The sequence below is a fragment of the Lactobacillus sp. W8172 genome, from assembly GCF_016102055.1.
GTDB lineage: Bacteria > Bacillota > Bacilli > Lactobacillales > Lactobacillaceae > Lactobacillus > Lactobacillus apis_A.
Genome location: NZ_JACFPG010000001.1, coordinates 338,544 through 356,803, shown reverse-complemented (window position 1 = coordinate 356,803; position 18,260 = coordinate 338,544). Strand labels below are relative to the sequence as shown.

At 37.3% G+C, this 18,260-nt stretch carries 18 protein-coding genes; 15 read left to right on the top strand and 3 right to left on the bottom strand.

Going from position 1 to position 18,260, the window contains the following annotated elements; genetic code table 11:
• The first annotated feature begins 43 nt into the window (after window positions 1-43).
• From der to H3R21_RS01630, 3 genes are all read left to right on the top strand, one after another.
• A complete protein-coding gene (gene der, locus H3R21_RS01640; protein WP_046306832.1) occupies window positions 44-1,354 on the top strand; it encodes a ribosome biogenesis GTPase Der in 1,311 nt (436 codons plus the stop codon).
• A gap of 185 nt (window positions 1,355-1,539) precedes the next feature.
• Window positions 1,540-1,815: an HU family DNA-binding protein gene (locus H3R21_RS01635; protein ID WP_046306834.1), complete on the top strand. Its 276-nt coding sequence runs from the start codon at window positions 1,540-1,542 to the stop codon at window positions 1,813-1,815.
• Window positions 1,816-1,930: 115 nt separating this feature from the next.
• Complete coding sequence (locus H3R21_RS01630; RefSeq protein ID WP_046306836.1) at window positions 1,931-3,190, top strand: lipopolysaccharide assembly protein LapB; 1,260 nt, start codon at window positions 1,931-1,933, stop codon at window positions 3,188-3,190.
• Between the two features lie 40 nt (window positions 3,191-3,230).
• On the opposite strand, the gene H3R21_RS01625 is transcribed toward H3R21_RS01630, so the two are convergent.
• Together H3R21_RS01625 and H3R21_RS01620 are read right to left on the bottom strand one after the other, a co-directional pair.
• Window positions 3,231-3,950, bottom strand: a complete 720-nt coding sequence (locus H3R21_RS01625; protein ID WP_198182552.1) for a TatD family hydrolase — start codon at window positions 3,948-3,950, stop codon at window positions 3,231-3,233.
• Between the two features lie 161 nt (window positions 3,951-4,111).
• Entirely contained in the window at window positions 4,112-4,999 is an 888-nt protein-coding gene (locus tag H3R21_RS01620; protein ID WP_198182551.1) for a YitT family protein, read from the bottom strand.
• 87 nt (window positions 5,000-5,086) lie between these two features.
• Here H3R21_RS01620 and H3R21_RS01615 point away from each other — a divergent pair, with 87 nt between their 5' ends.
• On the top strand, window positions 5,087-6,289 hold the full coding sequence (locus H3R21_RS01615; RefSeq protein WP_198182550.1) for a CCA tRNA nucleotidyltransferase: 1,203 nt from the start codon (window positions 5,087-5,089) through the stop codon (window positions 6,287-6,289).
• Here H3R21_RS01615 and H3R21_RS01610 read toward each other — a convergent pair.
• Complete coding sequence (locus tag H3R21_RS01610) at window positions 6,286-6,951, bottom strand: hemolysin III family protein (protein WP_198182548.1); 666 nt, start codon at window positions 6,949-6,951, stop codon at window positions 6,286-6,288. The genes H3R21_RS01615 and H3R21_RS01610 overlap by 4 nt on opposite strands.
• 122 nt (window positions 6,952-7,073) lie before the next feature.
• Between H3R21_RS01610 and H3R21_RS01605 the strand changes: the two genes are divergently transcribed.
• The 11 genes from H3R21_RS01605 to H3R21_RS01555 all read left to right on the top strand — a co-directional run bounded on the left by H3R21_RS01605 (window position 7,074) and on the right by H3R21_RS01555 (window position 18,081).
• The gene (locus H3R21_RS01605; protein WP_198182546.1) at window positions 7,074-7,934 is read left to right on the top strand and encodes a DegV family protein; all 861 of its coding nucleotides are present in this window, start codon (window positions 7,074-7,076) and stop codon (window positions 7,932-7,934) included.
• A 4-nt stretch (window positions 7,935-7,938) separates the two neighbouring features.
• Complete coding sequence (locus tag H3R21_RS01600; protein WP_046306842.1) at window positions 7,939-8,169, top strand: YozE family protein; 231 nt, start codon at window positions 7,939-7,941, stop codon at window positions 8,167-8,169.
• Window positions 8,170-8,213: 44 nt separating this feature from the next.
• The gene (ylqF, locus tag H3R21_RS01595; protein WP_046306843.1) at window positions 8,214-9,053 is read left to right on the top strand and encodes a ribosome biogenesis GTPase YlqF; all 840 of its coding nucleotides are present in this window, start codon (window positions 8,214-8,216) and stop codon (window positions 9,051-9,053) included.
• Window positions 9,050-9,805, top strand: coding sequence for a ribonuclease HII (locus tag H3R21_RS01590; protein ID WP_198182544.1), 756 nt, complete (start codon window positions 9,050-9,052; stop codon window positions 9,803-9,805). Before ylqF ends, H3R21_RS01590 begins: the two co-directional genes overlap by 4 nt.
• 45 nt (window positions 9,806-9,850) lie before the next feature.
• Entirely contained in the window at window positions 9,851-10,687 is an 837-nt protein-coding gene (dprA, locus tag H3R21_RS01585) for a DNA-processing protein DprA (RefSeq protein WP_198182542.1), read from the top strand.
• A 78-nt stretch (window positions 10,688-10,765) separates the two neighbouring features.
• Entirely contained in the window at window positions 10,766-12,871 is a 2,106-nt protein-coding gene (gene topA, locus H3R21_RS01580) for a type I DNA topoisomerase (protein WP_198182540.1), read from the top strand.
• A 100-nt stretch (window positions 12,872-12,971) separates the two neighbouring features.
• Window positions 12,972-14,288 (top strand): methylenetetrahydrofolate--tRNA-(uracil(54)-C(5))-methyltransferase (FADH(2)-oxidizing) TrmFO, encoded by a 1,317-nt coding sequence (gene trmFO, locus H3R21_RS01575; RefSeq protein ID WP_198182538.1) that lies wholly within the window; start codon window positions 12,972-12,974, stop codon window positions 14,286-14,288.
• Between the two features lie 2 nt (window positions 14,289-14,290).
• On the top strand, window positions 14,291-15,220 hold the full coding sequence (xerC, locus tag H3R21_RS01570; RefSeq protein ID WP_198182536.1) for a tyrosine recombinase XerC: 930 nt from the start codon (window positions 14,291-14,293) through the stop codon (window positions 15,218-15,220).
• Window positions 15,220-15,744 carry an HslVU peptidase proteolytic subunit gene (gene hslV / locus H3R21_RS01565; RefSeq protein ID WP_046306853.1) on the top strand — a complete coding sequence of 175 codons (525 nt, stop codon included), beginning with the start codon at window positions 15,220-15,222 and terminating at the stop codon, window positions 15,742-15,744. Before xerC ends, hslV begins: the two co-directional genes overlap by 1 nt.
• 17 nt (window positions 15,745-15,761) lie before the next feature.
• Entirely contained in the window at window positions 15,762-17,171 is a 1,410-nt protein-coding gene (gene hslU / locus H3R21_RS01560; protein WP_198182534.1) for an ATP-dependent protease ATPase subunit HslU, read from the top strand.
• A 19-nt stretch (window positions 17,172-17,190) separates the two neighbouring features.
• Window positions 17,191-18,081 carry an aldose 1-epimerase family protein gene (locus H3R21_RS01555; RefSeq protein WP_198182531.1) on the top strand — a complete coding sequence of 297 codons (891 nt, stop codon included), beginning with the start codon at window positions 17,191-17,193 and terminating at the stop codon, window positions 18,079-18,081.
• Window positions 18,082-18,260: the final 179 nt, after the last annotated feature.

The following is an 18,260-nucleotide window of genomic DNA, read 5'->3' as shown; positions in this document are numbered from 1 at the left end:
GACTTTGTTAAGTCGGCTCTTTTATTGTTAGGAGGCTGGAAATATGGTTTTACCCGTAGTTGCTATTGTTGGACAACCAAATGTTGGTAAATCAACGCTTTTCAACCGGATTATTAATGAGCGTTTGGCAATCGTCGAAGACAAGCCAGGGGTAACCCGAGACCGAAACTACGCACAAGCTGAATGGCTAGGGCACAAATTTGATTTGATCGATACCGGTGGTATTACTTGGGAAGACGGCCGGATAGAGGATGAGATCAGGGCGCAGGCTGAAATAGCAATTGACGAAGCAGATGTCATTGTTGCTTTGACTAGTGCAACAAATCAAGTAACCAATTTGGACGAACGTATCGCACAAATGCTTTACCAGACTAAAAAACCTGTAATTTTGGCAGTTAATAAGGCCGATAATCCTGAACAAAGAATGGATATTTATGATTTCTACAGTTTAGGTCTTGGCGAGCCAATTCCAATTTCAAGTGTCCACGGTACTGGTATTGGTGATTTACTAGATCGAATCGTCAGTGAATTACCAAAAGACTTGAACAACAATGATAGTGATCAAATTTCTTTCAGTGTTATTGGACGTCCTAATGTTGGTAAATCATCAATTGTCAATCGGTTACTCGGTGAAAAACGAGTAATCGTGAACAATGAGGAAGGAACAACTAGAGATGCAGTTGACACGCCATTTGAAGGTGAAGATGGCACTAAGTATCGTATAGTTGATACCGCAGGAATCAGACGCCGCGGGAAAGTATATGAAAAAACTGAAAAATACTCCGTAATGAGAGCAATGAGTGCGATTGAGCATTCAAACGTCGTTTGTTTAGTTTTAGATGCAAGTACTGGTATCCGAGAGCAGGATAAACATGTGGCCGGATATGCACATGATGCGGGGCGTGGAATTATTATTGTTGTCAATAAATGGGATTTACCAAAGAAGAATAGTAATAGTGGCAAGGAATTTGAGCAAACAATAAGAGAAGAATTCCAATATCTTGATTATGCACCAATTATTTTTGTTTCCGCTAAAACTGGTCAAAATCTTGATCAAATTCCGAAAATGGTTAAACGTGTACACGAAAACCAAGTTCAGAGAATTAGGTCTAGTGTGCTAAATGATCTATTGCTTGAAGCAAGTAAGTTAGTTCCAACACCAATAATTAAAGGAAAGCGACTTAGAGTATATTACATGACGCAAGTGGCGGTTAATCCACCTACTTTTGTCGTTTTTGTCAATGATCCGGAATTAATGCACTTTTCTTACGAAAGATTTTTGATTAACCAGCTGCGAGATAACTTTGACTTTACCGGTACACCAATCAAAGTTATTGGACGTAAAAGGAAATAACTTTGTATCTGCCAAATAAAGAAAAATGGCAATTTTTGCCTAAATCACTTGTTGTACTATAGGTTTTGTGCTATTTTGAAACAAGGAAAGAATGATTGGGAAAGAATCATTGTTCCTTGTTTCTCTATTGAGAAATAAGTATGAATTTCTATTATGAAATTCAATTTTGGGAGGTGAATTTCCAGATGGCAAATAAAGCAGAATTAGTTACTGAAGTTGCTTCAAAAACTAAGTTGACCAAAAAAGATGCTGCAACAGCTGTTGATGCAATTTTTAACTCAATCCAAGAAGACCTTGCTAAAGGTGAAAAGGTACAATTGATTGGTTTTGGTACTTTTGAAGTACGTCAACGTGCAGCTCGCAAGGGACGTAACCCACAAACTGGTGATGAAATTGAAATTCCAGCTAGTGTTGTTCCTGCATTTAGACCTGGTAAAGCGCTTAAAGACGCTGTTAAATAAAACTAATGGTTCTATCAAAAAAGATGATGGCGTAGTTGCTATCATCTTTTTTGATTGTTATTCTTTTAAAGAGCATTAGATTATAACTATTTCTATAATTAAAAAGGTGATAATGATGAGCTATTCCGAACAACTTCTTGATTCAATAGAGAAGCAAGATTTTTCGCAAGAAAAAGTTTTACTGAAAAAAGCTTTAGACGAGGATGAACCAGAAGTTTTGGCGTCGCTAGCTGAAAATTTAATGGGGCTCGGCTTTACTGACTTGGCCAAGGATGTTTATCGAAGTCTAATTGCCAGGTTTCCTAAAGAAGATTTGTTTAAAATTTATTTAGCAGAGATTTTATTAAATGATGGTAAAGACGATGATGGCTTGTCCTTACTTTACGATATTCCAGAGGATTCACCTTCATATCTAGACAGCCTTTTGGTACAGGCTGATTACTATCAAACCAATGGTTTACTCGAGACGGCATATAGCAAGCTGAAAAAAGCAGCTAAAATTGCCCCAGATGAAGATGTTGTTAAATTTGGTTTGGCTGAATTAGACTACCTAAGTGGCCGCTACGAGCAAGCACTTGATTTATATCGTGACTTGTTAAAACGGCAAAGCACTTTTAGTGAAATCAACTTGAATGACCGCCTGTTTCAAACACTTGCAAAATTGGGACGCTATGAAGAAGCTAGTGAAGTAATCGATCAGCATGGTGGTGATATCTTAGATATTGACAGCAAATATCAAGCTGCACTAATTATGCTTGCTGTTGGTAAAAATGATCAGGCAATTAAGTACCTTGATGAAGTAATTGACCAAAGTCCTGATTATGTTAATGCATATCGCTTATTAGCTACAGCATATGAAAATAAAAATGATGATGATCAAACTTTACGTTCAGCGCAAGCTGGTATTGCTTATAATGAGCTTGATCCAGTGTTATATTCTAAGAGTGCTAGTGCTGCTGTACGACTCAATGATTTTTCTACTGCTGAGGATTTACTTCAAAAGGGACTAAAATTTCTTCCAGAAGATATTGACTTACTATTACAGTTGTCAAATGTTTATTTGCAAGAAGGCAAGTATGAAGAGAATTTGCAGCTGTTTAAAGAAGTAGATGAAGATAATCTTGACCCACAAGCACACTGGAACTTAGCATTGTCATATCAAGCTTTGGAGCAAGATGACCAAGCAAAAAGTGAATTCCTGCTTGCATATCCCGAATTTCAAAATAATGCAGATTTCTTGAAACAAATGATTCGCTTCTTTAATACTGAAGCAAATTCCCAACAGGTAGTTAAGGAATTGCTTAGGCGCTATCTCAAGCTTGAGCCTGAAGATACTGAAATGCAAGAACTTAATAATAATCTTTTAGATAGTTAAAAAACTTCTTAACTGAGTAAATTCAGTTAAGAAGTTTTTGTTATTTGGCTTGATCAAGAAAGTGTATTAAATTTTTTCCTAATATTGTAGCTAGCTTATTTGAATCAATATGGCGTAAGTGGGCTAAAGCAGTGAGAGTTTGTTTCAAGATACCGGAATAGTCAGTTACGCTAACTGGTTTATTTAGTAGCCATTCTACTGAATTCAAACCATCAGTTTCGATTAATAAATGATCTAATGGAACACTTTGGGCTAATTTGATAACGGCAGGATTGTCTAAAATATCAAGGCAAATGCTAAAATAGCAGCCAAGGTCAATGTAGTCTTTTTGATATTTTAGGCAATCATACCAATGCACAAAGTAGTTATTGGGATATTGCCGAATTATTGCGAGAATTTCTTTTTCGCAGCCTTTGGTGTGAAGAAGAACCGGTTTTTGCTTTTTAGCTGCCCAAGCAAGTTGTTTTCTAAAAGTTTTTGTTTGAAGTTTTATATCATTTTTTGTCCAAACCGAATCAAGCCCAATTTCACCAACTGCGTCGGCTTGCTCTAAATAAGGAACAATTTCTTCAAACTTTAACTTGTTAACATCCCATGGGTGAATGCCAAAACTAAGTGGCTGCATATGCATGGTTAACTTAGAATTGATTTGCCACTCTTCTGGAGTTTGGCAGTTGATAATGGATGTTATTTGTTGTTTGATTTGCAATTGTGCAAGCTCTTGGTTGCTTGCCAAATGGCAGTGTGCGTCAATTAGCATTTACTTTTGTCCCTTATACAATAAAATTCTATCGTAAATGTCTTTTAAACTGTTGTCTAACACTTTTAGAGTAGGTAGAGTTAATCAATAAAATAAAACCCCTAACTTTCGCAGGTCAGCGAGAACAGGGGACCTTAATGACATGTTGAGTTTTATTTTAGTTATTTACGAATTAGTAAATGTTGTCGTTTTTGTTTATACGTAAATCCTTCACCTAAGGCCTCGTGCACTTCAATTACGCTCACAAATGCTTTAGGGTCTTCTGCTGCGATTAGTTCCTTAACTGCAGGAATTTCACGCGGTGAAACTACGAGGTAGATTACAGGGCGCTTTGTCTTTTTGTAACCGCCGCGGGCTTCAAGATAAGTAAAACCACGATCTAGTTTCAAATCAATCATTTCAGCAATCTTTTCATAGTTTTCAGAAATGATGAGTAGCCCCCTTGCAGAATATGCCCCTTGTTGTACAGTATCCATCACACGAGACAGAATGAACGATGCAACAAGCGTATACATAATATGCTTTAAGTCTAAGTATGAAAGGGAAGCAAATAAAATAATTGCATCGCAGAATAATAAAACTTTTCCAGAAGATAGGCCATATTTTATCTGGCAAATTCTAGCGATAATATCAGTCCCACCTGAAGTACCATTATAGCGAAAAACTAAACCTAACCCTATTCCGGAAAGTGTTCCGGCCAAAATTGCGGACAGGAAGAGGTCGTGTTCCAAGTTTAATTGATATATAATAGGAACTAAGCGCCAGAACCACAAGAAAAAAGAGAGCCAAAGTGTTCCCCAAATTGTGTAGGCTAAAAGTCGTTTACCCATAAAACGGTAACCAAGAATTATAAGAGGGATGTTTAATAGAAGTGAAGAAAGTCCCATGTTAATGCCCCAGAAGTGTCTGAGCAAAAGGGTGATTCCACTAATACCGCCATCGGTGAGTTGATTAGGTGCAGAAATCATATCTAAGCTTAGGCCGTATATGGCGCAACCAAGCATTATCATGAATAATTCAAGTATGTTTCTTTTTGTAAGTTTATGCATAAAGTTGTCATCTTTCTTTTTATTTTCATCACCTTAAACGTAACATATTTTGATCTAAAAAACACGAAACAAATGAGTTGATTATTAATGAAAAAAATAAATGAATTACCACCAATTTTTTTATCAGCAATTCCTGTCCTAAAGCGATTAGAAGAAGCTGGTTATGAGGCATATTTTGTTGGAGGTTCAATCAGAGATTTGCTTTTAGGAAGGCATATCCATGATATTGATATTGCTACTAGTGCATATCCTGAAGAAGTAAAATCCCTCTTTCATAAAACGATTGATACCGGTATCAAGCATGGTACGGTAACAGTACTTTTTGAAGGGGAAAGTTATGAAATTACTACGTTTAGAACTGAATCCGGTTATCAAGATTTTAGACGACCTGACCATGTTACTTTTGTCCGTAGCTTAAAAGAAGATCTTAAACGACGTGACTTTACAATTAATGCGCTGGCAATGAATACAGAAGGCGAAATTGTTGATTTATTCAATGGCTTAGGGGACTTGAATAATCACCTAATTAAAGCTGTTGGTGATCCTATGGAACGTTTCCACGAGGATGCTCTTCGAATGATGCGAGCAGTTAGATTTATGAGCCAACTAAAGTTTGATCTTGAGGATGAGACAAAAGAGGCAATTAAGAATTTACATGATCTTTTGCCTAAAATCTCTGTTGAACGGATCCGCGATGAGTTCATCAAAATGGGAGCCGGTCCTAATTCACGTCAAGCATTTCAGGTTTTCCTAGATACAGAATTAAGTGAAGGAGTTCCTGATTTTGCAGGTAAAAAAGAACTGTTAAGTATTTTTCCTAGTTTGAAATTTGGTCCAAGCATGGAGTCTAGCTTGTGGGCAATTATTATCATTTTGTTAAAATTGCCTAATGAGCAAATCACCAGTTTTATGCGTGATTGGAAAAATTCAAATGCAATGACAACTAATGTAGAACGAATCGTTGAACTATTTGACTTGCTTTCTGAACATAGTCCATCGGATTATGAGTTATTTAAGGCGGGTAAGGATGTTTTGCTAAACACAATCGATGTGGCTAAAATACTTGGACAGCCTGTTAATTCAGAAGCTTTAGTAGACCGCTATACTGCTTTACCAATTAAGTCTTCAGCTGATTTAGCAATTGATGGACGCTTTTTGATTAATGCAGGAATTCATCCTGGACCTGGATTGGGCGAACTTTTAACCGAAATTAAGCAAAAAGTCATTGCAGGTGAGCTTGAAAATAGTGAAGAAGCAATTACGGTTTATTTAAACGGACTCAGTGCCTAAACGTAAAACAAAACTGAAAAGTACATTAATGCAGAACCTAAGATGACAAATAGGTGCCAAATAACATGGATAAATGGTACATTTTTCATCGTATATAAAACTGCACCTACTGTGTAAGCTACCCCGCCTCCGACTAGTAGCCAAAAACCGATTGGACTAAGACGAGCATACAAATAGTTGCCTGCTAAAATGACTAGCCAGCCCATTCCGACATAGAGGATTGTATCTAAAATCACGTGCTTGCCACGGTTAAAGATGTAATAAACAATTCCAAAAATCGCAATTAGCCAGATTAAAGTGAATAATAGCCAACCCCATTTTCCGCCTATGGCTACTAACGAAAATGGAGTATAAGATCCAGCAATTAAAAGGTAAATAGAGGAATGATCGAAGATTTGAAAGACATTTCTTGCTCTGGTAAAAATCAAGCTATGAAAAAGAGTTGAAAAAAGATATAGCAAAATCAAACAGACACCATAGATAGTGAATGTAATTAGCCTGAGTGGACTCTGAAGAGAAATGGCTTTAATGATTAATAGAATTAAACCGATCACAGCTAAGAAGAAACCGATTCCATGTGTTACTGCACTTAGTGTATTATCCCAAATTTGATAATTCTTACTTCTGTTTTTCGGTTCTTGCCAAAATTCTTTAAATTTCATGATGCAACAATCTATCCGCTTTCTTTTTTTTACTGGTTTTTTTGATATAATAATTTATAATTGATTCAGTTCACATTCTATCATAGAATGTGAAAAGCAATTCAGAATTGAGGTCGAGTAAGTTGTCAAGAATAAAAATTTTGACCGATTCTTCTGCACAATTAACACCAGAAGAAATTGAAAAATATGATATTACAGTTGTGCCCTTATCGGTAACAGTTGGCGGAAATACTTATCTTGATGGTATTGAAATTTCCAGACAAGAGTTTGTTAAAAAAATGAGTGAGTCAGCTGAACTACCTAAGACAAGCCAACCATCAATTGGTCGCTTAGTTGATACAATTAACGATTTAACTAGTGATGGTAGTGAAGTTATTGGGATTTTCTTAGCGAAAGTTCTAAGCGGTACAATTGATGCTGCTCGTCAAGCAGTGAAGCTTACCGGTAAATCTGACCAAGTTCACATTGTTGATTCAGAGCTGACGGATCGGGCCGAAGGTCTACAAGTTTTAGAAGCAGCTCGTGATGCCGAAAAAGGCAAATCTATTTCTGAAATAATTGATCATCTTGAAAAAATTAAGAAGACTCAACGTTTACGTCTGATGATTGTCAACTTAGAAAATGTTGTCAAGGGCGGTCGTTTGGGTCCCATTTCAGGTAAAATCGCTAATATGCTTAATATTAGAATTGAGTTACAAATGCCTAACGGCGAATTGAAAGTGGCCAAAAAAGGTCGTGGTAAGAAATTCATGATGGCTTTTGACCAACGAGTCCTTGATGATATTGAAGCAAATAAAGAGAAAATTAAAGAAGTTGGAATTTCTTATGTTTCGCTAGATGGTGTTCCGCAAAAATTGCTCGATTTTGCTCAAAAAATCAAAGATATTAATTCAAAAATTGATGTCTTGGTTCGTGAGACCAGTCCAATTATTGCAACACATGCTGGTATGGATGCATATGCAATTTTGTATTATACGGAGTAAATAATTGGCCTATCGAGAGAGTTTTTACCGATATTTAATGACATTACGTGACGCCGATTCAAACGATGAAGTTGCGCAATTCGCAAATAATGCTCAAAATGATCAAACTTTTCCTAAACAGGAACAGGACTATGACAAGCTGTCAGACTATCTTGAATTAAATGCAGGATATTTGTCTAGCATGAGTATTTTTGATCAAGCTTATCAAATGTATCGAGATAAAATGATGTATTAACAAAGGCCCTTTTGGGCCTTTTAGTGTTAAAAGAAGGCGAAATAATGGCTAATATTCAATGGTATCCTGGTCACATGAACAAGGCGCGTAACCAACTGGAAGATAAGATGGGGTTAATCGACGTCTTAGTTGAAGTTTTGGATGCTCGCATCCCTGAATCATCCCGAAACCCAATGATTAGTGAGCTGGTGGGCGACAAACCACATTTAATTATCTTAAATAAAGCTGATTTAGCTGATCCTGTGATGACTAAGATGTGGCAGAAAAAGCTCAGTGGCAAGGGTAAAGTTGTTATGGCCCTTGATTCATTGCATAGCACTAATATGCAGGTCTTAATCCGAATGATTAAAAAAGCTGCAAGTTCAAAGGTGGCTAAACTTGAATCAAAGGGTGCTTCCAATCCAGTAATTAGAATTGCCTTAGCTGGTGTCCCTAATTGCGGTAAATCAACCATTATCAATCGATTGGTTGGACGTAATGTCGCTGCCGTTGGTAATAAGCCTGGAGTCACTAAGGGACAAACTTGGCTAAAAACGCCGTATAACATTCAAATTTTGGATACTCCGGGTATTCTTTGGCCTAAATTTGAAGATCAGGAAGTTGGCTATAAGTTGGCAGCACTTGGTTCAATTAAAGATAGTATTTTTAGTGCTGATGATGTTGCCCTATACCTGCTTTCAAAATTGCGTAAGTACTACTTAAACGATGTCGTTAAATTTGCTCGGTCAACTAAAGAAGAGGTTAGCAAAATTAATGATACTGATTTATTGCTTGCATTAACGGAGCAATATGGGATGAGGGATGATTATGACCGCTTTTCACTTTATCTGTTACAACGCTTGCGCAAAGGTAAAGTAGGAAGGATAACTTTGGACCGCCCATGACAATTAATGAGATAAAAGAACTATTGACCAATGACCGATTAAATGAAACTGAACTTGCCGAACTTGAAAATGATTCACGTGCAGGTGCCAAAAAGCTCTTGAACAGCTATCGACGTCGTAAAGAAAAACTGGCGCAAAAAAGGGAATCCTTTGAAAAGAGATTTACTTATGAGAAAACTTTTTGGGCTAAGAATCAAATGGTTGCTGGTGTCGATGAAGTAGGACGGGGCCCCTTAGCAGGTCCAGTTGTTACGGCAGCAGTAATCATTGATGAGAATTTTGACCTAATCGATGTTAATGATTCCAAAAAGTTAAGTGCACAAAAAAGACTGGAACTTTATCCTAAAATTTTGGAAGAAGCTGTCAGTGTAGCAATTGGTGTTAAAGATGCTGAAGTAATTGATCAGGTTAATATTTATGAAGCCGATCGTTTGGCTATGGCTCAAGCCGTTAATAATCTTGACGTTCGTCCAGATGCCTTATTAGTAGATGCAATGAACGTTCCGGTTGACATACCACAGATAGAATTAATCAAAGGTGATAGTAAGTCGAATTCAATTGCTGCTGCGTCAATCGTGGCCAAAGTTTTCAGAGATAAATTGATGGAAGATTACGCAAAAGTTTATCCCGAGTATCACTTTGATCTGAATGTGGGCTATGGAACCAAAGATCATATTGCCGCAATTAAAAAATATGGGCCGACTCCAATTCATCGAAAAACTTTTGCACCAGTTAGTGATTTTTATAAATAAGAAATTTTGTCTCCTTTTTACGTAATTCTAAATAGGAGGCTTTTTATGAAGATAACAAATTTTCTTTTGCGCTTAAAATTACAAAACGGAATCGGTTATGTTAAGATGTTACAAATTGCTAGTCAATTGCCTACTAGCGAAGTTAATCCTGAAATAATTAAGCAAATGGATTTGCCAAGTGAGTTGATCAAGTCAGCGTTAACAGCATTTTATAATCAACAGGCTGAAGCAAAGATTGTGCGAATAAAAAAGCAGTGTCAGATAATTAGTTTTTTTGATCAAATGTATCCCCAAAAATTGCGGGAAATATATCGACCGCCGTTAATTTTGTTTGCGCAAGGTAATTTGAAATTGTTGCAGGAAAACGTCATCACTATTGTGGGTTCGCGTCAAGCAACTGATTATAGTCAATTGGTTTTGAATAAAATAGTGCCGCAATTAGTTAAAAGCAACTTTGTTATTGCTAGTGGATTGGCAATGGGTGTTGATGTAATGGCGCACAGCGTTACATTGAATAATGGCGGGAAAACCATTGCCGTTATTGGAAATGGTTTAAATCACTTTTATCCAGAACGCAATAGTCAAATTCAAAGGCAGATTATAAATGAAGGTTTAGTTCTGAGTGAATATTTGCCTGATACACCACCAAGGCCCTTTCGCTTTCCAGAAAGAAATCGAATTTTGGCTGGAATTGCTGATAGCGTAATTGTTACCGAAGCTAAAGAAAAATCGGGTTCCTTAATAACGGCCAATATTGCGCTTCAAGAGAATCGTAATATTTATGCAGTTCCCGGTCCGATTAATAGTCAACTTTCGACTGGTCCGAATAAGTTGATTGAGGCAGGGGCAACACCAATAACTGATTTTTCTTCTTTAGCTTGAATAAGTTGACAATTGGTAGGCAAATATTCTATTCTCAGACTAGTATTTTTAAATAGATTTTTAATGAGGAGGCTTTTGATGCCTACGAAATCAAAGCCAAGTAAACGAAAAAAGACATTGGTGATCGTTGAGTCACCCGCAAAGGCTAAGACAATTGAAAAATATCTTGGTCGTAATTACCGAGTTATTGCTTCTAAAGGTCATATTCGTGATTTGCCTAAATCACAGATGGGAATTGATTTTGATAATGATTATAAACCAAAATATATTTCTATTCGTGGTAAGGGTGACACGATTAAAGAATTGAAGTCAGAAGCCAAAAAAGCTAAAGAAGTATATTTGGCTTCCGACCCGGATCGTGAAGGAGAAGCAATTGCTTGGCATGTCGCGCATACGCTAAATTTGGATGATACTGCTAAAAACCGTGTAACCTTTAATGAGGTTACTAAGGATGCAGTTAAAAACAGTTTTAAAAATCCGCGTGCAATTGACATGGACACGGTTAATGCGCAACAAGCAAGAAGAATTCTTGATCGAATTGTTGGTTATTCACTTTCGCCAATATTATGGGACAAAGTTAAAAAAGGTTTAAGTGCAGGACGTGTTCAATCTGTTGCACTCAAGCTGGTAATTGACCGCGAAAAAGAAATTAAAAACTTCAAGCCTGAAGAATATTGGACAATTGACGCTGAGTTTAAAAAGAAAACTAAGTCATTTAATGCATCTTTTTGGGGTGTTGATGGTAAAAAGCAAGAACTACCTAATAATGAAGCAGTTCAAAAGGTTTTGTCCAAAATCGATAAAAAGAAGCCGTTTGAAATTAACAATGTTTTAAAGCGTGAACGTCGTCGGCAACCTGCAGCTCCTTTTACGACTTCAACGCTTCAACAAGAAGCCAATAAGCGGTTGAACTACCGTACAAGAAGAACGATGAGCATTGCTCAGCAGCTTTATGAAGGAATTAGTTTGGGTAAACAGGGGACAGTAGGTTTGATTACCTATATGAGAACCGACTCTAAGAGAACATCACCAGTTGCTCAAGCAGAAGCTTCTAAGTTCTTAAATGAGAAGTATGGCAAAGAATACGCGGCCAAAGGTGCAAGGCACTTCAAAAACCAGGAAGATGCTCAGGATGCCCATGAAGCAATTAGACCAACTAGTGTTTACCGCACACCTGAGTCCCTCAAATCCGTATTAACAACTGAGCAATATCGTTTGTATAAACTGATTTGGGCACGGTTTGTTGCAAGTGAAATGACACCAGCAGTTTATGATACTGTTAGAGCAGATATTGAACAAAATGGTGTTACATTTAGGACTACTGGTTCAAAAATGAAATTTGCTGGTTTTACAAAAGTTTATGATAACTTGCAAGAAAAGAATATTGAGCTTCCAGATTTAAATGATGGAGACGAAGTTAAACTTGCAAAATCCGATAATAAGCAGCATTTCACCTTACCACCTGCTAGATATACAGAAGCAAGTTTAGTACACACGCTGGAAGAAAATGGTGTTGGTCGTCCGTCAACATATGCACCGACTATTGACACGATTCAAAGACGTTACTATGTTAAGCTTGAGGCTAAATCGATTGTACCAACTGAGTTGGGTGAAATCGTTGATAATTTAATCGAAAAGTTTTTCCCAGATATTGTTAATATCGACTTTACTGCTCAATTAGAGAATGACCTCGACAGTATTGAGGCTGGTAAAAAGAACTGGGTAAAAGTGGTTGATGAATATTACCACCCATTCAAGAAAGAACTAGATAAAGCTGAAGCAGGGATTCAAAAAGTTCAGATTAAGGATGAGCCTGCTGGATTTAACTGTGATATCTGTGGTGCCCCAATGGTCATCAAAATGGGACGCTATGGTAAGTTCTATGCTTGTTCACGTTTCCCTGATTGCCGTAACACTAAGGCGATTGTCAAAAAAGTTGGCGTTACTTGTCCAAAATGTGGCAAAGGAGACGTTGTTGAGAAAAAATCTAAGCGTAATCGTAAATTCTATGGTTGCTCACGCTACCCTGAATGTGACTTTGTTTCGTGGGATATGCCGATTAGTCGTAATTGTCCAAACGATGGACATTTCTTAGTTGAAAAGAAAACTAAAAAGGGCTTAGTAATTTCATGTCCAAACGGTGACTACAAAGAAGAACCTAAGGATGAAAAAATAACAAAATAAAATTAAATTTATGTAAATATCATCAAATCAAAACGATTTGATGATATTCTTTTATTTAAGCTTAATCTAACTGATTTTTTAGTAAAAGGAAGATATAAACATGCCAAAAAGTGTAACTGTTATTGGTGGTGGCTTAGCCGGAAGTGAAGCTACCTGGCAATTAGCAAAGCGCGGGATTTCAGTTGATCTTTATGAAATGCGTCCCAAGAAGATGACACCTGCACATAAAACAGGTGAATTGGCCGAATTAGTGTGCACAAATTCAATGAGATCCAATCAACTATCTAATGCCGTTGGATTATTAAAAGAAGAAATGCGTCAACTAGATTCGTTAATTATTGAAGCTGCCGATAAAACGCAGGTTCCAGCTGGAGGAGCTTTAGCAGTCGATCGTGATGAATTTAGTGAATATATCACGCAAAAGCTTCATGCATTGCCAAATATCACTTTTCATGGAGAAGAAATTACTGAATTGCCTAAAGATGGTATTACGGTAGTTGCAACTGGCCCCTTGACTAGTGATGCATTAGCAGATCAAATTAAACAATTTTCTGGTACTGATAGCTTACATTTCTTTGATGCAGCAGCCCCAATTATTGCGGCAGACTCAATTGATATGGATATTGTTTATAAAAAATCACGTTATGACCGTGGTGATGCCGCATATCTTAACTGTCCAATGACACAAGAAGAATATGAAAAGTTTGCTCATGAATTGGTTAATGCGGAAACTGCTGAAATGCATAGTTTTGAAAAGGAAGATGTTTTTGAAGGCTGCATGCCAATTGAAGTAATGGCCGGTCGTGGTGAAAAGACTATGCTCTTTGGGCCACTTAAGCCAGTCGGCTTAGAGGATCCGCATACTGGAAAAACTCCTTATGCGGTTGTTCAGCTGCGTCAGGATAATGCAGCTGCGTCAATGTATAACATTGTTGGTTTCCAAACTCATCTTAAGTATGGTGAGCAGAAGAGAGTCTTTTCGATGATTCCAGGCTTGGCAAATGCACGCTTTATTCGCTATGGTAAAATGCACCGCAATACTTACATGGCTTCTCCTGAAGTCTTAGCAGCTACTTATGAAGCGAAAAAGCAACCGGGACTCTTTTTCGCCGGTCAAATGACTGGAGTTGAAGGTTACGTTGAAAGTGCTGGTAGCGGTTTAGTTGCTGGTATTAATGCAGCAAAGACTGCCTGTGATCAAGCTCCTGTTGTCTTTCCGAAGGATACTGCACTTGGTTCAATGGCCAACTATGTTACAACCACTAGTGTTAAACATTTTCAGCCAATGAATGCCAGTTTTGCCCTGATTCCTGGTTTAGAAGGAAAGAAAATTCGCAATAAGCGTGAACGGCATGAAAAAATTAGTGAACGTAGTTTAGCAGATCTTGCAACTTTTAAGCAGGAAGAATTGATGTAAAAATGACAGGTGCTAATGAAAGTGATGAACTAACGCTTTTTATTTCTTATCTTCAAAACGAACGGCATTACAGTAAAAATACGGTCATTTCTTATCAAAATGATTTGCTTGAGGCAAAAAAATTTTGGCAAGATAATGGCGGTTTTGATGGCTGGAAAAAAGTTACTAGACGGGATGTTGAGCTTTTTATACAAAATCTCGCAGAGCGCAAAGTAGCAAGGTCCACACAATCACGAAAAATGTCGAGTTTGCGGTCATTTTACCGCTTTCTAACTAAGCGGAAAATTGTTAAAATAGACCCAACGCAAACGGTTGTTTTGCGCGCTAAAGATCATAAACTACCGCAGTTCTTTTATGCTCCTGAAATCAAGCAGGTTTTTGATTCACTTAAGTCCAATGAGCCATTAACAATGCGCAATCTAGCAATGTTTGAATTGTTTTATACAACTGGCATGCGGGTAAGTGAAGTAAGTGAACTAAAAATTGAGCAAATCGACTTGGAGTTAAAGATTATTTTAGTTCATGGAAAAGGAAATAAAGATCGTTACGTGGCTTTTGATGAGCAAACTGAAGAGGCACTGTCGAACTATCTGAATGAAGGCCGACCTAAGCTCTTAAAAAATGCAGATGATAATAAGACTGTTTTTCTAAATAATTTAGGGAAGCCGTTAACTACACGCGGAATTGAATACATTATGCAAAAAGTATTTAATAATGCGGGGATAAACGGAAAAGTGCATCCCCATGAATTACGCCACTCATTTGCGACAGCTATGCTTAATAATGGCGCCGATTTGCGTAGTGTTCAGGAGTTATTAGGACACATTAATTTGTCGACAACACAAATTTATACTCATGTAACAATGAGTCATTTACAGGCAAATTATGATCAGTTCTTTACACGTAATGATAAGAAAGATGAGGCAAAATAATGACGACTATATGTTCAGTAAGATATAACGGAAAAACTGCAATTGCCGGTGACGGCCAGGTTACTTTAGGTGAAAAGGTAATCGCAAAAGCAACAGCAAAAAAGATTCGCCGGATATACCATGATCGCGTGGTTATTGGCTTTGCTGGTGGTGTTGCCGATGCAGTTAGTTTACAAGATATGCTAGAAGGTAAACTTGAAGCGTTTGGTGGCGATTTGCGTCGTGCTGCAGTTGAAATGGCGCAGTCCTGGCGAAAAGATGCAACTTTGCAAAAGCTAGACGCAATGTTGATTGCATTTGATGACAAGGACTTGTTACTAATTTCAGGAAACGGAGAAGTTCTTGAGCCAGATGAAAACGTAGTTGCAATTGGTTCTGGTGGTAATTTTGCTCAGGCTGCAGCGATTGCTATGATTAGACATTCTTCTGATATGTCAGCTAGTGAGATTGCTCATGAAGCAGTTGAAATTGCTTCTGGAATCGATATTTTTACCGATGATCAAATTCATACGGATGAACTTTAAAGGTGAGTGAATAAGTAATGGAGATTAAAACACCCAAACAAATTGTTAGCTTATTAGACGAATATATTATTGGTCAAGATGAAGCTAAAAAAGCTGTTGCAGTGGCTCTTTATAACCGTTATCGGCGCATGCAACTGCCTAAAAAGATGCAGGAAGACATTACTCCTAAAAACATGTTAATGGCAGGTCCAACTGGGGTCGGAAAAACAGAAATTGCTAGAAGACTGGCAATTATTGTTGATGCACCTTTCGTTAAAGTTGAAGCAACCAAATTTACTGAAGTTGGTTATGTTGGCCGTGACGTCGAATCAATGGTACGTGACTTAGTCAGTGAAGCTGTTCGAATGGAAGAAAAGGATCAGTTTGACCATGTTCGTGCTCAAGCAGCAAAAGAAGCAAATAAAACAATTGTACGTATGCTTGTTCCTGGCATTAAAAAAGAAAAAAGAAGAAATCAAATGCAGGAATTGCAGGACATGATGTCAATGCTCATGCCAAATGATCAAAACGCTAATAACGTTCCTGAAGCTGACCAAGAAGAAGTAACGGACGAAATCAGAAATGAGCGTTTGTCAGTTGCAGAACAACTTGATAAGGGCTTGCTAGAAGACCGTGACGTGACAATTGAAGTAGAACAAGCTCCAAAAATCAACCCAATGGGCAATATGATGAACCAAATGGGTGTGGATATGGGCTCAATGCTTAATGAAATGATGCCAAAGAAACGTATCAAACGGACCATGTCTGTTAGGGATGCACGTGAAGTTCTAATTCAAGAAGAATCAAAGAAGTTAGTTGATTATGACTCAATCTATCAAAAGGCAATTGAGCGTACATCAAACAATGGTATTATTTTTATCGATGAAATTGATAAAATAGCTGCTGGAAACAAGAAGACTTCGGGAGAAGTGTCCCGTGAAGGTGTTCAACGCGATATCTTACCAATTGTTGAAGGCTCAACTGTTCAAACCAAATATGGACCTGTATCAACGGATCATATTCTCTTTATTGCTGCCGGTGCCTTTTCAGAATCTAAGCCAAGTGATTTGATTCCTGAACTTCAAGGACGTTTTCCAATTCGCGTTGAGCTTAATGCTTTAACTAAGGAAGATTTTGTGAAGATTTTGAAAGATCCAGCAGATTCTTTGCTTGAGCAATATGTTGCATTGATGAAGGCTGACGGCATCAAATTAGTCTTCACAAAAGAAGCAGTCGATAAAATAGCTCAAATAGCGTTTGATGTTAACCAGGGAACGGATAATATTGGTGCTAGAAGACTATCAACTATTTTGGAAAAGTTGCTTGAAGATGTTTTGTATGAAGGCCCTGACATGGCAATGGGTGAAATTACAATAACTGAAGCATATGTTGATGAAAAACTTAGTGATATAATAACAAATAAAGATTTAACTAAGTTCATTCTTTAACAAAAGGCGATGATTTAACATGGATTACACAATTAAAAACAGCATTTTGCAAGTCACAATTGCAAGTAAGGGTGCTGAAGTCCAGAGTGTTAAAAGTTTACATAGTGGGTATGAATATATTTGGCAAGCAGATCCAGAGGTCTGGAATCGGCATGCACCGATTCTATTTCCAATTGTTGGTAGGCTAAAAAATGATGAATATACCTATCAAGGCAAAACCTATCATTTAAATCAACATGGTTTTGCACGTGATCAAGAATTTAAAGTTGAGCAACAGACTGATGAAAGTATTACGCTTCTACTGACTGATAATGAAGAGACAAGAAAAGTCTATCCATTTAAATTTGAATTACGCGTAAACTATAACTTACTCAATAATTTATTGGAAGAAAATTTCAGTGTGGTCAATAGGTCCGATGGTGAAATGATTTTTGGTATCGGTGGTCATCCTGGCTTTAATATTCCAACTACTTCTGAGCTAACAAAGGAAGATTTCTACTTTAGTACTAAACCATCCCGTGCAAGGGTACGAATTCCTTTAAAGGGAGCTTATTTGGATTGGCAAAATCGTTCTTTAGCTTCAACCAATAGTCTGATTGCGCTAAGTGATCATTTGTTTAAAGACGATGCATTAATTTTCCAATTACGTGGTCATGAAAATCAGGTTTCTCTCAGAACAGATGTAAACAATTTCCACGTTAACGTTTGGTTACGGGATGCTCCGTTTGTTGGCGTTTGGTCACAATATCCAAAAACAGCTGATTATGTTTGTATTGAACCTTGGTGGGGAATAGCTGATCGAAGTGATACCAACCAAAAGCTAGAAGAAAAATATGGGATGAACCATTTGCCTGCCGGTGAAACTTTCACGGCTGGCTTCAGTATGGCGTTCCATGATAAAGATGAATAACTTATAACTAAGCAAAAAAGTATGGCGACTAGTCATACTTTTTTTGTGCGATCAAAATTGAATGATAAAAATATTTTTCCTATTGATTTTAATTATAATTAGCAATTTTTTGTATAATTCAAATCACTTGTTGCTAACTGACCTACTATTTAGCACTACTATATATTGTGATAATATTC

Coding starts and splice junctions, on each gene's coding strand:
- H3R21_RS01620 (WP_198182551.1), bottom strand. CDS start 4,999: ATGCATAAACTTACAAAAAGAAACATACTTGAATTATTCATGATAATG.
- trmFO (WP_198182538.1), top strand. CDS start 12,972: ATGCCAAAAAGTGTAACTGTTATTGGTGGTGGCTTAGCCGGAAGTGAA.
- xerC (WP_198182536.1), top strand. CDS start 14,291: ATGACAGGTGCTAATGAAAGTGATGAACTAACGCTTTTTATTTCTTAT.
- H3R21_RS01610 (WP_198182548.1), bottom strand. CDS start 6,951: ATGAAATTTAAAGAATTTTGGCAAGAACCGAAAAACAGAAGTAAGAAT.
- topA (WP_198182540.1), top strand. CDS start 10,766: ATGCCTACGAAATCAAAGCCAAGTAAACGAAAAAAGACATTGGTGATC.
- H3R21_RS01635 (WP_046306834.1), top strand. CDS start 1,540: ATGGCAAATAAAGCAGAATTAGTTACTGAAGTTGCTTCAAAAACTAAG.
- H3R21_RS01615 (WP_198182550.1), top strand. CDS start 5,087: ATGAAAAAAATAAATGAATTACCACCAATTTTTTTATCAGCAATTCCT.
- H3R21_RS01630 (WP_046306836.1), top strand. CDS start 1,931: ATGAGCTATTCCGAACAACTTCTTGATTCAATAGAGAAGCAAGATTTT.
- hslV (WP_046306853.1), top strand. CDS start 15,220: ATGACGACTATATGTTCAGTAAGATATAACGGAAAAACTGCAATTGCC.
- dprA (WP_198182542.1), top strand. CDS start 9,851: ATGAAGATAACAAATTTTCTTTTGCGCTTAAAATTACAAAACGGAATC.
- H3R21_RS01625 (WP_198182552.1), bottom strand. CDS start 3,950: ATGCTAATTGACGCACACTGCCATTTGGCAAGCAACCAAGAGCTTGCA.
- der (WP_046306832.1), top strand. CDS start 44: ATGGTTTTACCCGTAGTTGCTATTGTTGGACAACCAAATGTTGGTAAA.
- H3R21_RS01590 (WP_198182544.1), top strand. CDS start 9,050: ATGACAATTAATGAGATAAAAGAACTATTGACCAATGACCGATTAAAT.
- ylqF (WP_046306843.1), top strand. CDS start 8,214: ATGGCTAATATTCAATGGTATCCTGGTCACATGAACAAGGCGCGTAAC.
- hslU (WP_198182534.1), top strand. CDS start 15,762: ATGGAGATTAAAACACCCAAACAAATTGTTAGCTTATTAGACGAATAT.
- H3R21_RS01555 (WP_198182531.1), top strand. CDS start 17,191: ATGGATTACACAATTAAAAACAGCATTTTGCAAGTCACAATTGCAAGT.